At 43.1% G+C, this 13,944-nt stretch carries 13 protein-coding genes; 8 read left to right on the top strand and 5 right to left on the bottom strand.

Annotated elements, in window-relative coordinates; all coding sequences use genetic code 11:
* Positions 1-40: 40 nt before the first annotated feature.
* The 4 genes from Aso01_RS15085 (at position 41) to Aso01_RS15070 (ending at position 4,216) form a co-directional block, all read left to right on the top strand.
* Positions 41-385, top strand: coding sequence for a DMT family protein (locus Aso01_RS15085; protein WP_004933440.1), 345 nt, complete (start codon positions 41-43; stop codon positions 383-385).
* Between the two features lie 350 nt (positions 386-735).
* Positions 736-1,251 (top strand): 5-(carboxyamino)imidazole ribonucleotide mutase, encoded by a 516-nt coding sequence (gene purE, locus Aso01_RS15080; protein WP_004933436.1) that lies wholly within the window; start codon positions 736-738, stop codon positions 1,249-1,251.
* Positions 1,252-1,261: 10 nt separating this feature from the next.
* Positions 1,262-2,386 carry a 5-(carboxyamino)imidazole ribonucleotide synthase gene (locus tag Aso01_RS15075; RefSeq protein WP_004933433.1) on the top strand — a complete coding sequence of 375 codons (1,125 nt, stop codon included), beginning with the start codon at positions 1,262-1,264 and terminating at the stop codon, positions 2,384-2,386.
* 531 nt (positions 2,387-2,917) lie between these two features.
* Positions 2,918-4,216: a lytic murein transglycosylase gene (locus tag Aso01_RS15070; protein ID WP_370736360.1), complete on the top strand. Its 1,299-nt coding sequence runs from the start codon at positions 2,918-2,920 to the stop codon at positions 4,214-4,216.
* Between the two features lie 57 nt (positions 4,217-4,273).
* On the opposite strand, the gene Aso01_RS15065 is transcribed toward Aso01_RS15070, so the two are convergent.
* The 5 genes from Aso01_RS15065 to Aso01_RS15045 form a co-directional block, all read right to left on the bottom strand.
* Entirely contained in the window at positions 4,274-4,678 is a 405-nt protein-coding gene (locus Aso01_RS15065) for a hypothetical protein (protein WP_076033279.1), read from the bottom strand.
* Positions 4,679-4,862: 184 nt separating this feature from the next.
* Complete coding sequence (locus Aso01_RS15060; RefSeq protein WP_004933425.1) at positions 4,863-6,083, bottom strand: lactonase family protein; 1,221 nt, start codon at positions 6,081-6,083, stop codon at positions 4,863-4,865.
* 95 nt (positions 6,084-6,178) lie between these two features.
* Positions 6,179-8,125 (bottom strand): molecular chaperone DnaK, encoded by a 1,947-nt coding sequence (gene dnaK, locus Aso01_RS15055; RefSeq protein ID WP_004933419.1) that lies wholly within the window; start codon positions 8,123-8,125, stop codon positions 6,179-6,181.
* Between the two features lie 119 nt (positions 8,126-8,244).
* Positions 8,245-8,799, bottom strand: a complete 555-nt coding sequence (gene grpE / locus Aso01_RS15050) for a nucleotide exchange factor GrpE (RefSeq protein ID WP_004933414.1) — start codon at positions 8,797-8,799, stop codon at positions 8,245-8,247.
* 164 nt (positions 8,800-8,963) lie between these two features.
* Positions 8,964-9,857: a LysR family transcriptional regulator gene (locus Aso01_RS15045; RefSeq protein WP_039909762.1), complete on the bottom strand. Its 894-nt coding sequence runs from the start codon at positions 9,855-9,857 to the stop codon at positions 8,964-8,966.
* A gap of 107 nt (positions 9,858-9,964) precedes the next feature.
* On the opposite strand from Aso01_RS15045, the gene Aso01_RS15040 reads away from it, so the two are divergent.
* The 4 genes from Aso01_RS15040 to Aso01_RS15025 all read left to right on the top strand — a co-directional run bounded on the left by Aso01_RS15040 (position 9,965) and on the right by Aso01_RS15025 (position 13,717).
* Positions 9,965-10,828, top strand: coding sequence for an MBL fold metallo-hydrolase (locus Aso01_RS15040; protein WP_004933400.1), 864 nt, complete (start codon positions 9,965-9,967; stop codon positions 10,826-10,828).
* 392 nt (positions 10,829-11,220) lie between these two features.
* The gene (locus Aso01_RS15035) at positions 11,221-11,457 is read left to right on the top strand and encodes a hypothetical protein (RefSeq protein WP_004933398.1); all 237 of its coding nucleotides are present in this window, start codon (positions 11,221-11,223) and stop codon (positions 11,455-11,457) included.
* A gap of 513 nt (positions 11,458-11,970) precedes the next feature.
* Positions 11,971-13,041 (top strand): alpha/beta hydrolase, encoded by a 1,071-nt coding sequence (locus tag Aso01_RS15030; RefSeq protein WP_004933395.1) that lies wholly within the window; start codon positions 11,971-11,973, stop codon positions 13,039-13,041.
* 115 nt (positions 13,042-13,156) lie between these two features.
* Positions 13,157-13,717, top strand: coding sequence for a peptidylprolyl isomerase A (locus Aso01_RS15025; RefSeq protein ID WP_004933392.1), 561 nt, complete (start codon positions 13,157-13,159; stop codon positions 13,715-13,717).
* The last annotated feature ends 227 nt before the right edge of the window (positions 13,718-13,944 follow it).

The raw sequence follows: 13,944 nt of genomic DNA, 5'->3' as shown, positions 1-13,944 counted from the left end.
CGTGTACGCTAAGCAGGCATCAATCACTTTTGAGCACATTATGGCCCTCTCCTTTCCTTTATTGCTGCTGATTATTTCCAACTGTTTCATGACCTTGGCATGGTACGGACACTTAAAGTTTTTGCACCACGCTCCACTCTGGCAAGCGATTTTATTTGGCTGGGCCATTGCCCTACTCGAATACAGTTTTATGATTCCGGCCACGCGTTATCTAGATCAGCATGGCTGGAGTCTGGGACAAATGAAAATTACCCAAGAAGTGGTGACTTTGCTGGTCTTTACGCCGTTTATGCTATTTATGTTTAAACAGCCGTTTAAGATTGACTATTTGTGGGCCATGCTGTGTTTGATGGGCTGTGTGTATTTCGTATTTCGTAGTCAGTAAAGAAAAAATCGAGATCATCAAAAAAGCCCGACATCCTGTCGGGCTTTCTCGTATCTTGGTTCCTAGGTATAACGCCTGTCGTACCTCACATCCTGATGCATGAACGTATCATTGTTGTTTTATGTTCTGGAACGTCCTGTTCCTGATGAATTTAGAATAGGCGATCTGACAGCATCAAAACAGTCGAAAATTTCCTGAAATGCTGTCAGCAAAAGCGTACAAAAGCATCGCAGAATCGATGAAGATTTTTGGAGACGTCGAAAAAAGACGCTATAATGGCGCGCATAATCTTTTTTGTCTTGATGCAAGTCAGGATATCCCGTTTTTCTTATTACTCTCTGGAAGTGCCAATGAACGCGGTCGCAGCGAAAGATGCTCAACCCTTAGTCGGAATTATTATGGGGTCTCAATCGGATTGGGCAACACTGGAACATACTGCCAATATGCTCAAACAGCTTGGCGTACCATTTGAGGCTGAGGTGGTATCAGCACATCGGACACCAGATCGTTTGTTTGAATATGCCGAGACAGCGCGTGATCGCGGGATTCAAGTGATTATTGCTGGTGCAGGCGGCGCGGCGCACCTCCCAGGTATGTGTGCAGCAAAAACCGATTTGCCTGTATTGGGTGTTCCAGTCAAATCATCGATCTTAAACGGTGTCGATTCTTTGCTTTCGATTGTACAAATGCCTGCGGGTATTGCAGTGGGTACTTTGGCGATTGGCCCGGCAGGCGCAACCAATGCAGCGATTATGGCGGCACAGATTTTAGGGCTGACGCGTCCAGAGATTGCGCAAAACGTGGCGGATTTTCGTGCTGCACAAACCGATAAGGTAGCCAGCAATAACATTCCAGGTCAGGCATAACGAGGCGATCATGAATAAAACCATCGGAATTTTTGGTGGTGGACAGCTTGGCCGTATGATGGCACAAGCGGCCCTGCCCCTTAATCTTGAATGTACGTTCTTCGAGTCGAATGCAGATTGTCCAGCAGCAATCTTGGGTCAGGTTTACTCTACCGAGCAAGATCCGAATGCATTGCAGGCATTTATTGAAAGTGCAGATGTATTTAGTCTTGAGTTTGAAAATACGCCATTGGCCGATGTAGACCGTCTGAGTCAAGACAAAGCCATTTATCCGCCACGTCAGGCCTTGGCAACTGCGCAGAATCGTTTGCTTGAAAAAGAGCTGTTTCAGCGTCTGGAGATTCCAGTCGCGCCGTTTCGAGCCGTCGATAGCCTTGAATCGCTTCAAACTGCTGTAGCGCAGCTAGGTTTACCGATTGTGCTGAAAACAGCCACTGGCGGTTACGATGGCAAAGGTCAGTTTGTACTGCGTGAAGCGGAGCAAATTGATCAAGCTTGGCAAGAGCTTGGCCCTGCCAAATCATTGATTGCAGAAAGTTTTGTTCAGTTTTCTCGTGAAGTTTCGATTATTGCAGTGCGTGGTCAAGATGGTGAAGTGAAAACTTGGCCGTTGGCAGAAAATCACCATCATCACGGCATTTTGTCGCATTCGATTGTGCCTGCACCTCGCAGTGAAGCCTTACAGCCTGTTGCTCAGGATTACATTACGCGTCTGCTGAACCATCTGAATTATGTGGGTGTTCTAACGCTTGAGCTGTTTGTCACCGAACAGGGCTTATTTGCCAACGAAATGGCACCACGTGTTCATAATTCGGGCCACTGGTCGATTGAAGGTGCGGTGTGCTCACAATTTGAAAATCATGTTCGTGCCGTTGCTGGCTTGCCTTTGGGTTCGACCGAGGTGGTTCGCCCGACAGTGATGGTGAATATTATTGGTCAGCATCCAAAATCTGAAGATGTTTTGGCGCTGAACGGCGCGCATTTGCACTTGTATAACAAGAGCGAACGTGAAGGCCGTAAATTGGGACACATCACTTTAATGCCGTTGAATCAAAGTGAATTGACGCATTTATGTCGTCAATTGGCGGAAATTTTGCCAGAACCGTTGGCATTAACTCAAGACATAACCATTTAGTTCATTTCAGGTGTATAAATCAAGCGATCAGCAAGCTGGTCGCTTTTTTTTAATTTTTTTTTGGGTAAGATAGCCGCCCTGATTTTGGAACAGTAGATATTCAGCCACTGCAATGAATTTAAAATCGTGTTCAAAAACACAATTAGCCGTGATGAATTCCTGCAAATGATCTGTTTTAAATTCAAATTCTGCGCACAATAAAACTTTAAATTTAAAACAATATGAAAACTTTGAATTCAAAGTTTTTCTTTAGATGCGATTTGAATTCAAAACCAAGTTAAAGTGACTTATCCACAGCTTGAATGCAATAAAAGCGTGAAAAATTTTTGAATTTAAAATGTCTGGATTTGAATTTAAACTTTTTGAACTGTTTTTGAATTTAAAATGAGTGGTGTGGATAACTTTTTCTATACTTTGAATTTAAAGTGCAGAATATGAATTCAAATTTACGAATTCACGCTTTGATTTCGTTGCCATAGTGCTAAGGTAAGCACAGGATTTGCTTTTTTAAATTTAAAACAGGTGATGATAATAATGCGACGTTTGTCTTTTTTTCTTGGTACGTGTTCATTGCTGATGGCGCCCGCGCATGCCGAATTAATTTTGAATGAAAAAGTGGTGAATGGCTCAACCACAAATAAACCTGTCATGACCACAGCCGTTACACCACAAAATGATAATTTTCAGCGTTGTCTTGCAAATCTACGCTCACAGGCGATTGCATCGGGTGTTTCTGAATCGACCTACGACCAATACACACAAAATTTGACTCCAGATTACTCAGTCATAGATAAACTTAATTACCAGCCCGAATTTTCAACGCCGATCTGGGATTATCTGTCTGGTTTGGTCGATAACGAACGTGTAGATGCTGGAAAGCAAAAACTGGCACAGTATCGAGATGTGTTGAACCGCGCCTCGCAGGTGTATGGTGTACCTGTTGAAACCATTGTGGCGGTGTGGGGTGTCGAAAGTAATTATGGTGATATTTCCGGTAAATATCCGTTGTTACAAGCACTGGGGACACTCAGCTGTGAAGGGCGTCGACAAAGTTATTTCCGTGGTGAATTTTTTACCACATTACGTATTTTACAGCGCGGCGATCTGCGTTTAGATCAGTTAAAAGGCTCGTGGGCAGGGGCGTTTGGCCATACGCAGTTTATGCCATCGACTTATGATCGATTGGCAGTCGATTTTGATGGAGACGGGCGTCGCGATTTGGTCTCAAGTGTGCCAGATGCCTTAGCATCGACAGCCAATTTCTTAAAACAGGCAGGCTGGCAAACGGGGATGCCATGGGGTTTTGAAGTGCAATTACCTCCCGGAATGTCTGTCTCGGGCGAAGGGCGTCGTAATAAACGTCCACTGAGCTACTGGTTGGCACAAGGCCTAACACGCGCAGATGGAACGGCTTTAATTCAGGGAAATCTCTCGTCGAATACGCCAGCGGGCTTAATGCTACCTGCAGGTGCGACCGGACCAGCATTTTTAGTCTTTAAAAACTTCGATGCCATTTATAGCTATAACGCCGCAGAAAGTTATGGTCTGGCAATTGCACATTTGTCAGATCGTCTCCAAGGTGCCGGACCTTTTCTAACCGCATGGCCCACAGATGATCCGGGAACCTCACGTGCCGAGCGCCGTGAAATCCAGCAGTTTTTACTTCAGCGTGGCTATGATATCGGAGCGGTAGATGGTTTGATTGGAGATAAAAGTCGTCAGGCGATTCAGCAAGAGCAAACCCGATTGGGCCTAAATCCGACGGGTCGGGCGGGGCAACAAATTTTACGTGCCTTCCGACAAGAGCAAGCAAGACGCATGATGCAATAAAATAAAAAAGGGCGATCAGACCGGTATCGCCCTTTTTTTATGCTGACTGTTTAATAGTTAAAGTTCGATTGGAGGCTGATCCAATTTTACCGCTTCTAAAATATCCATAATGACGGTAGTGACATCTTGGCTGAGTTCACGATCATTAAAAATTTCGTAAGCCGTGATGGTGACATCGGTGTCGCTTGGTAGCAGTTTTTGTTCTTCTTCAATCAAGTCTTTAATTGGTAGCAGCGTTTGTTTAACTTCAAGATGTAAAATATCCTGATAATCAAGATTTTCATCTTCTAATTCAATAATTTGTTCGTTGAAATACGGCAGTAAAATCGAATGTAAAAAGGGTTTGATCTCAATAATATCAAAAATCTCGATATCACGTGTTTGCTCAATTGTGCTGATGTGATCGTTCACTTCAATCAAAATATGATAATAACTCACTGATATCTCCCGACTAACATTCATCTTCAATATTGTTTATACCGTAGCACGGCAAAATTTTAGATACAATCACCGCCTTTTGTGGGATTTTGAATTTTCTCAGGCCAGTAAGGAATAAACTGAAAGTTTTTAAACCAGATCAACAGGCTTAATGGCAATCAGTTAATCCATTAACTTGAGTAAACCCAGTGCTGATTGTTAGTTTATATTATTCAAAGAACTTAATATCTGTCGGTGTAGATATCTTGGCGGCATCACCAGCAGGCTTTAATGTGCCGTGCTTCGGGTCAAAGTGAAATAAGCTAATGTTATTGCTAAATACGTTGGCTACATACAGATATCGACCTGTGGTATCGAATGAAAAAGCACGCGGTTCAATGCCATTGGCTTTATAAGACACGGGTTGAGCAAGTAAACCATTCGGTTGAACTTTAAACACCAAAAGAGCGTTATGTGAGCCGCGGTTGGCAGTGATGATGTATTTGCCATCTGGACTGAGAATAATGCCGCTGGCACTCTTAAATTTAGGTGTTGCATGCGCTGCAACCAGTTTATTTTGTGCGACTTTTTTCAGATAACCATCTTGCACCTTGAAGGTCACAATTTCACTCGACATTTCTGCGGTCACGTATGCATGTTGACCATTTGCGGAAAAGACCATATGACGTGGGCCAGAACCCGGAGCAAAGGTCACATCTCGGCGAGGATCTGCCTTGAGCGGCTGGGTTTGATTGGGGTGATATTGAAAGGCGTATACTTTGTCATTGCCCAGATCGGCCGCATACAAATACTGACCATCTGGACTAAACGTCGTGGAGTGGGCATGGCCACTGTCCTGACGACCTTTTACTACGTTTGATCCTTCCGAAAAAACAATATTTTGAATTTTTTCACCCAAATGGCCGTTTGGCAAAATTGGAAAAACAGTCACGCCACCGCGATTTTTATCGATTGCTGAATAGTTTGAAACTACCAGAAATTTATTATCGAGACTGATGGACGCATGCGTCGGGTGTCCACCATGGCTGTCTACTGTATTGAGCACTTTAACTTGATTGGACTGAACTGAAATGGCAGTCACTTCACCTTTATTTTCTTCGTTGGTGGTGTAAGCAAAACGTCCATCTTTAGATTTTACAATCCAAGAAGGACTTTTCATTTTAAAAACATGTGTTGGCGTTAAGGTACCATCCTCATTCATTTGAAGTTGATACAACCCATCGCTGGCCTGAGCTGGCTTTTGCACCAGCGGCGCATCCGGAATAGATGTCCATGTACCCACCAGCGCAATTTGCTGAGCTGCTACATTGGCGCTCGCACACCATGCAAAGGGCACAACCAAGAGTGACAAGATTGTCGCAGACGGTTTAATCCATTGAATGCGCTGTGTGTTTGAATGGCGAGTTTGAATAAAGAGGCTGTTTTTCATTACTGTTCCTTCAGCAAAGTGTTGTTTCTTGGATAATATCAATATACATAAAAAAAGCGCCCGATAAATCGGACGCTTTTTCAAAAAACGATCAATTATTTTTTGTCGTCTTTCACTTCAGTGAATTCAGCATCGACAACGCCATCATCTGCTTTTTGTTGCTGACCAGCTTCGCCGCCTTGGAATGCATTTGGATCAAAACCTTGTGCACCACCTTCAGCGCCTTGAGCTTGCTCATAAGCACGTTGCGTGATTGGCATCAAAATGTTTTGTAGCGCTTCAGTTTTCGCTTTGATCGCGTCTACATCATTTTCTTTAGTGGCTGCTTCAAGTTCAGTCACCGCAGTTGCAACAGCAGTTTTTTCATCTTCAGTCACTTTGTCGCCAAGATCTTTCACTGCTTTGTTTGAGCTTGAAATTAATGCATCAGCTTCGTTACGCGCTTTTGCAAGTTCTTCAAACTTACGGTCTTCTTCGGCGTTTGCTTCTGCATCTTTGATCATTGCTTCGATTTCAGCATCAGACAAACCTGAGTTTGCTTTAATCTGGATCGATTGCTCTTTACCTGTGCTCTTGTCTTTTGCAGATACTTTCAAGATACCGTCGGCGTTGATGTCAAAAGACACTTCAATTTGTGGCACACCACGTGGCGCAGGTGGAATGTCACCTAATTGGAAGTTACCCAACAATTTGTTTTGTTGAGCCATCTTACGTTCACCTTGGTAAACCGAGATATCTACAGCAGGTTGGTTGTCAGCAGCAGTCGAGAACACTTGTGATTTCTTCGCAGGAATCGTGGTATTTTTCTCGATAATTGCTGTGAGTACGCCGCCCATAGTTTCGATACCCAAAGTCAATGGGGTAACGTCAAGAAGCAATACGTCATTTTTGTCGCCAGACAAGACTGCACCTTGAATTGCAGCACCGATTGCCACAGCTTCGTCCGGGTTCACGTCTTTACGTGGCTCTTTACCGAAGAACTCTTGTACTTTTTGTTGTACAAGTGGCATACGAGACTGACCACCGACCAAGATCACGTCAGAGATATCAGAAGTCGAAAGACCTGCATCTTTAAGCGCAATACGGCAAGGTTCAATGGTGCGCGCAACCAAGTCTGCAACCAAACCTTCAAGTTTTGCACGAGTAACGTTGATCACCAAGTGTTTCGGACCAGTTGCGTCAGCCGTGATGTACGGCAAGTTGATTTCAGTCGCATTCGATGAAGAAAGCTCAATTTTTGCTTTTTCAGCAGCTTCTTTCAAACGTTGTAACGCAAGCGGATCATTTTTCAGATTCACACTTTGTTCTTTCTTGAATTCTTCAACCAAGTATTCAATCAATGCGTTGTCAAAGTCTTCACCACCTAGGAAAGTATCACCGTTGGTCGATAACACTTCGATTTGCTGGTCGCCATCAAGGTCAGCAATTTCGATGATCGATACGTCAAATGTACCACCACCCAAGTCGTAAACAGCAACTTTACGGTCGCCTTCTTTCTTGTCCATACCAAACGCAAGTGCCGCAGCAGTTGGTTCGTTGATGATACGTTTCACATCAAGACCTGCAATACGACCAGCATCTTTAGTGGCTTGACGCTGTGCATCGTTAAAGTATGCAGGAACAGTAATCACCGCTTCTGTTACTGTTTCGCCAAGATAGTCTTCAGCCGTTTTCTTCATCTTTTTCAAGATTTCAGCAGAAACCTGTTGTGGCGCTAATTTTTTGTCGTTTACTTCAACCCACGCATCACCATTGTCTGCTTTGATGATTTTGTAAGGGACTAAGCCGATGTCTTTTTGTACGGCTTGATCTTCGTAACGACGACCGATTAAACGCTTAATGGCGAACAATGTGTTTTTAGGGTTCGTAACCGCCTGACGCTTTGCAGACTGACCTACCAAGATTTCGCCATCTTTATACGCAATGATCGATGGTGTAGTACGCGCGCCTTCTGCGTTTTCAATTACTTTAACTTTATCGCCCTCAAGTACAGCGACACATGAGTTGGTTGTACCTAAGTCAATACCGATAATTTTTGCCATGAGTTCAATTCCTCAAAATTTTTTTGCAATGTTTTTGCTTGTTATCCGATATGAGAGTGAATTGATTTTTTTCAAGCATTTTCATCAAAAAAAATCAAAACACGTTCCGATTTATTCAATTATTGACCGACAGTCACCATGGCTGGGCGCAACAAACGACCTGAAAGGGTGTAGCCTTTTTGTAAGACATTGCCAATCTCACCGGCCTTCGCTGTTGGATCAATCCCGACGGCCTGATGCAGGTCGGCGTTGAACCCATTCGAGGTATCTACCGCAGCCACTTCAAATTTTTCAAGCGTAGTGGTCAATGATTTCAAGGTCAGCTCAATACCTTCAACTAAAGGTGTTTTTTCGTCGCCCGCAGCCTGAATGGCGCGCTCAAGGTTGTCGACTGAATCGAGCAAGCCTTTTGCAAATTTTTCAAGCGCAAATTTTTTGGCACTTTCTGCTTCACGTTCAGCGCGTTCTTTTACTTTTTCAGCTTCGTAAATGGCATTGGCTGCGCGTGCTTTTTCAAGCTTGAGGCTTTCTTCAAGCTTGCTGATCTGAGCTTGCAAATCTTCAACGCTAATCTCAGCGACCTGCTCGGTTTCTTCAGTTTGAGTGTGCTCAGTGTTAAGTGCTGCTTGCTCTGAAGATAAGTCTTGAGCCTGCTCGTTTTGCTCATTAGCCATTGATGATCTCCGTTTAAAAGGGTTCTTAAACATGTACAGTCCTTTGGGCATCAGTGTTTGTAACTGCAAATTCCTGAACTGCCACGAATTTTGTTCATTTGTGAATAATCATAGAGGTATGGGCATTGCTTAAAAATTCAAGTCATAGAAAACAGATAAAAAAATTATTCTTCACAATTCAGGTAATTGCCCAGATGTTCCATTAAAAATGCAATCAAAATCTGGGTCATGTGCGGCAAATGCTGTCGAGAGGCATACACCAGCGAGAGCGATAAATCGGTTGCGGTATACTCTGGTAAGACGCGAACCAGTCGACCGATTGCCAAATCTTGCTGTACCAATAAACTGGGCAACATGGCAATGCCTTGACCATTTATACACATATCATATAAAGCATTCACATCATTACTTTTAAAGCTGCTCTGGATTGGATAATTTTGCGGATGCTGCTCGGCATCAATGAGCGTCCAGTACTGACTATAATGTTGATGACTGATACAGGCGTGTTGCAATAACTGGCTCGGATGGTTCAACTCAGGTGCTTGAGCCAAATAGTCTGGATGGGCACAAAAGGTCGAAGCAATGGTGTAAATGGGGCGTGCAATCAAGCCATCGGCAATTTTCTGCGTAATGCGCAGCGCCAAATCGATATTGCCGTCGATTAAATCCAATGCATTTTCTGTGAGCGTTAAATCAAACTGAATTTGAGGATAAGCTGCCTGAAAGGCACGTAAACAACGATTCAGTCCCAACTGGTACAAAAACAAACCGCAGGTAAGACGAATGCTGCCGCTTTGTTGTTCATGCGCGGCTAAATCATGCAGTAACAACTGCTGCTGTAAAATATTTTCACAGTAACGCAGTGCTTTTTCACCCGATGGCGTTAGTGAGATTTTACGGGTATTACGTTGAAACAAGCGAATCGAGAAGGTGTGCTCTAAATGATGGAGATAACGTGACACCATGGCGCGCGAATAATCCAGCTGATCGGCAGCTCTGGCTAAACTGCCATGATGAGCAATTGCGACAAAAACCCGCATGGCTTTTAAAGTATCCATCATTAACCACATTATTGTTGCAAGATATGCAACAGTTTATCTTGAAAATGCCGATTTATTAAACACAAGTTGCAGCTTAAAGTGTATTCCATCTTTAGGAGACACACATGAATTTTATTAAAAATACCACACTTGCTGCCGCCATAATGACCAGCCTTGCAGTCAGCACGGCTTTTGCTCAAACCGTGACGATTAAAAGCTTTGTGGCACAGCCAGAGCATTTTGGTGTGACCTCGACGCTCATTGAAAATGATAAAGAAGTGATGCTAGTCAATGCTCAGTTTTCTAAATCTGAGGCACTGCGTCTTGCGGCCGAAATACTCGACAGTGGTAAAACACTCAATACCATTTTTATCAGCTATGGCGATCCAGATTATTACTTTGGTTTGGATGTCTTAAAGCAATACTTTCCGGCAGCCAAAATTTTAGCTACACCAGAAACAGTGCAGCATATTCAGCAAACTCAGGCCCTCAAAGTGAACTACTGGTCACCTCTCATGGGCGCAAATGCCCCTTCAAAGATCATCGTGCCCGAAATTTATCGAGCTAAAACTTTGAAACTTGGAGATCAAAAGATCGAAATCAAAGGCAAAAATGAACTGACGTATTTATATATTCCAGATGCCCAAGCTGTGGTGGGGGGAATTGCTGTATCGTCAGGCATTCATTTGTGGATGGCGGATACACCGCGCACTCAAGACCGTCAAGCCGTACTAGAGACCTTAAGCAGTATTCAGGCGTTACATCCGAAAGTCGTGATTCCAGCACATATGGCAGCGCATGCACCACAAGATTTGGCTGCGGTTAATTTTTCGATTAATTACATCAAAGATTATGAAAAAGCCGTTCAGGCCAGTAAAACATCGGCCGACGTGGTTCAAATCATGCAACAGCAGTATCCCACTTTAACTGAAAACAGCAATCTGGAACTGGGTGCAAAAGTGGTTAAAGGTGAGATGAAATGGCCCTAATCAAGATCTGCAGATGCAGAACTTTTTTTAAAAAAAGCCTGCATGAAATACAACTCACATAGCGAAGGGTATCTGAGCCGCGAAAATCATTGTTTCGCGGCGTAATCTTCTTTGTATGGTTTTTATAAATATATGAGACAACCGGTTTATGTGCTAAAAAGTATAAAATTTCAAAAAACATCAAAAAGATTAAAAAATTACGAGCTTTTAAAGCAAAATATGAAGATTTTTATGCAAAAAAGCCGATTAATAAAAAATTTCACAATCGCTACTGGCAAGCCTAAAAACTCCAACGAATTGTGCGAGCACCACTAGAAAAAATTGGGAATGATAGGCAGCGCAAAGTTGGACTTTGCATATTTTTAATTTGTCATAGTGAAAGGAAAGATCCCATGAAAAAATTAGCGCTTATGTCGTTGGTGTGTGCCGGTGTTGCGTTAACTGCTGTAGGCTGTGCCTCTGAAGCCGGTTTGAATGCATCTGGTTCTGCTCAAACAACATCTAGTCCGCAAGCCGGAGTACAAGGTGGTGTTGCAGCTGAAGCGGGTGCTTCAACTCAAACTCAACAGCCTGTACAAGCAGCGCCTGAAATGGCACAGCCGTCTACTGACGCTTCAACAATTCAGTAATATCAGAGTACGGGTCACTTAATTAGATCGTTTGTTTGCCTTCAGGATGCCACCTAGGTGAAAAACTTAACCTGATCAAAGCTGCTACTGAGATCAAGTGTCTACATAAGATGACAGTCGCCGAAGAAATAACCTACAGCTTGCGCAGGAATCTCCTCTGGGTAAGCATGAGGTATTCGACTAAGATGTTTGAAAGCGAACAGGATGTTCACTCTGGTTTGTTTATCAATATGTCACAACGGATTGTGCAGTAACAAACCCATCAATAAACCCCTAAGTCACCCGATGATTTAGGGGTTTATTTTTTGTCGATTGAACGACCACCTTAATTTGATTTGATGTTTATGGGCAAATCATGAAAAATCCGTGTTTCTGCGGTCAATGACATTTAACAAAAACCGTCTACGTTTAATAAAAGCAACACAGAACAGGCTTGATTGCCACTTTTAAACAAGAATATAGTCATACATGACCCACATATGCCAAAAATATAAACATCGAAGGGAGACAGCGGTGGTTGCCATTACTCAAAATATTCAGGAACTACTTGAAAAAGGTCAGGGGCCTGCGGCTCGTGTTCTCGATAAGCTTCCTTCATTTGTGCAGGAATCGCTTGTCCGCGTATTGGGCTATCCCTATCAATATCCGCAGTTAGACAGTTTTACCAAATGCCTTATGGCTGTTCAGCTTAAACAAGGTTTGGTCGGCTTTATTGGTTCCGATGTAGAGCAATCTCGTCAAGCGTTTGAGCTGCAAATGCAAACCATTCGGCGTAAACCCACCGCTGTTGCATCTGTCGAGGATATCCGTCTACCTTTGCAAAGCGGAACGATATTTGCGCGGCATTATCATCCTGCACCCAGCAAAAAATTGCCGATGATTGTGTTTTATCATGGAGGCGGATTTGTCGTTGGCAGTGTAGATACCCATGATGAAGCGTGTCGCTTGATTGCAAAATACAGTCAAGCTCAGGTACTCAGTATTGAATATCCGCTTGCTCCCGAAGTATCGCCACAACGTTTAATTCAGTCCTGTGAAGATGCACTGGCATGGGTATATCAAAACAAACGACATTTCAAAATCTTAAAAAATCGAATTGCGGTGGCTGGAGATAGCGCGGGCGGAAACATCAGTACGGTGATCGCGCAGCGTGCAGTGGGTAAAGTTTATGCGCCTGATGCGCAGTTCCTCATCTATCCGGCTGTAGATTTTAAAAGTCGCCATCCATCCTTTTATGCCTATAAAGACGGATTGGTGCTAACCGGTACAGATATCGACTACGTGACGGACTATTATGCGACCCAGCATGACGTTCGTCTGGATGATCCAATCATATCGCCAACTTATGGCAATTTTAAAAAAATGGCGCCTGCCTATATTGTTACGGCCGGGCATGATGTCTTGCATGATGAAGGTGAGATTTACAGCCACAAGCTACGTCAAAATGGCGTTAAAGTACATTTTGAAGAGTATCTCGATCAAACACATGGCTTTATTAATCTAACGCCAGTATCGCATCAAGCCAAAGCTAACCTGATTCAGATGAGTCGCGGTTTTCGTAAGTTTTGGAACAAATATGCTTAAATGCTGAATCCGCTTTATGCCTTAGGTCAACAAGTCTGGTCTTCACTGATCATCAGATGAGTTGATTAGATGGATGCCTAAGGCTTATTTTTTGAATGATGTATCAGGAATTAAAATGCTCAAACAATCGTTATGTTTATCTGCTGCTTTGCTCATGAGTGCGCATGCGCTTGCTAATACTCAGGTGGAAATGAAAACCACACTGGGCAATATTGAAATTGAGCTATATGATCAAAAGGCACCTGTTTCAGCAAAAAATTTTGAAAACTATATTAAGAGTAACTTTTATAACGGCACGATTTTTCATCGTGTGATTCCAGGCTTCATGATTCAAGGCGGTGGGCTAGAGTCCAACATGAAAGAAAAACCAACGGCTGCTCCCATTAAAAATGAAGCATCAAATGGTTTGAGTAATACACGCGGTACACTGGCAATGGCGCGAACCAGTAACCCAAATTCGGCCACCAGTCAGTTTTTTATTAATGTGGCAGACAATACCTTCTTAAATGCATCATCGCGTGATGCTGGTTATGCAGTGTTTGGTAAAGTGACCAAGGGTATGGATGTGGTCGATAAAATCGCAAATGTACCTACTGCCAATGTGGGAATGCACCAAAACGTACCTAAACAAGCGGTAAAAATCTTGAGCGTTCAAATAAAAACCACACACAAATAAAAGCAAATAAAATAAAAGAGAAATATTTTTTTCATATTTCTCTTTTATAATTAGAGGTTTAGGTTGTTATTTTGCAATTTTTGCATCAAGTTGGTGCGTAAAAATAGAACACTCGACAAAACAAAGGCTTAAAAACACTTGCGTGCCAAAAAAAATCTCCTATAATGCACTCATCCCGACGCGATACACGAAAGCAACTTAGCTTACAGGGTTAAGTTGAAAGAAAG

The organism is Acinetobacter soli (assembly GCF_000760595.1).
Taxonomy (GTDB): Bacteria; Pseudomonadota; Gammaproteobacteria; order Pseudomonadales; family Moraxellaceae; genus Acinetobacter; species Acinetobacter soli.
Note: the sequence above shows the minus strand (reverse complement) of the source record. Positions and strands in the feature narration are given on the sequence as shown.

What these genes read in the sequence shown, in the direction of transcription:
- Aso01_RS15085 (WP_004933440.1), top strand. Translation starts at nt 41, where the DNA reads ATGGCCCTCTCCTTTCCTTTATTGCTGCTGATTATTTCCAACTGTTTC.
- purE (WP_004933436.1), top strand. Translation starts at nt 736, where the DNA reads ATGAACGCGGTCGCAGCGAAAGATGCTCAACCCTTAGTCGGAATTATT.
- Aso01_RS15075 (WP_004933433.1), top strand. Translation starts at nt 1,262, where the DNA reads ATGAATAAAACCATCGGAATTTTTGGTGGTGGACAGCTTGGCCGTATG.
- Aso01_RS15065 (WP_076033279.1), bottom strand. Translation starts at nt 4,678, where the DNA reads ATGAATGTTAGTCGGGAGATATCAGTGAGTTATTATCATATTTTGATT.
- Aso01_RS15060 (WP_004933425.1), bottom strand. Translation starts at nt 6,083, where the DNA reads ATGAAAAACAGCCTCTTTATTCAAACTCGCCATTCAAACACACAGCGC.
- dnaK (WP_004933419.1), bottom strand. Translation starts at nt 8,125, where the DNA reads ATGGCAAAAATTATCGGTATTGACTTAGGTACAACCAACTCATGTGTC.
- grpE (WP_004933414.1), bottom strand. Translation starts at nt 8,799, where the DNA reads ATGGCTAATGAGCAAAACGAGCAGGCTCAAGACTTATCTTCAGAGCAA.
- Aso01_RS15045 (WP_039909762.1), bottom strand. Translation starts at nt 9,857, where the DNA reads ATGGATACTTTAAAAGCCATGCGGGTTTTTGTCGCAATTGCTCATCAT.
- Aso01_RS15040 (WP_004933400.1), top strand. Translation starts at nt 9,965, where the DNA reads ATGAATTTTATTAAAAATACCACACTTGCTGCCGCCATAATGACCAGC.
- Aso01_RS15035 (WP_004933398.1), top strand. Translation starts at nt 11,221, where the DNA reads ATGAAAAAATTAGCGCTTATGTCGTTGGTGTGTGCCGGTGTTGCGTTA.
- Aso01_RS15025 (WP_004933392.1), top strand. Translation starts at nt 13,157, where the DNA reads ATGCTCAAACAATCGTTATGTTTATCTGCTGCTTTGCTCATGAGTGCG.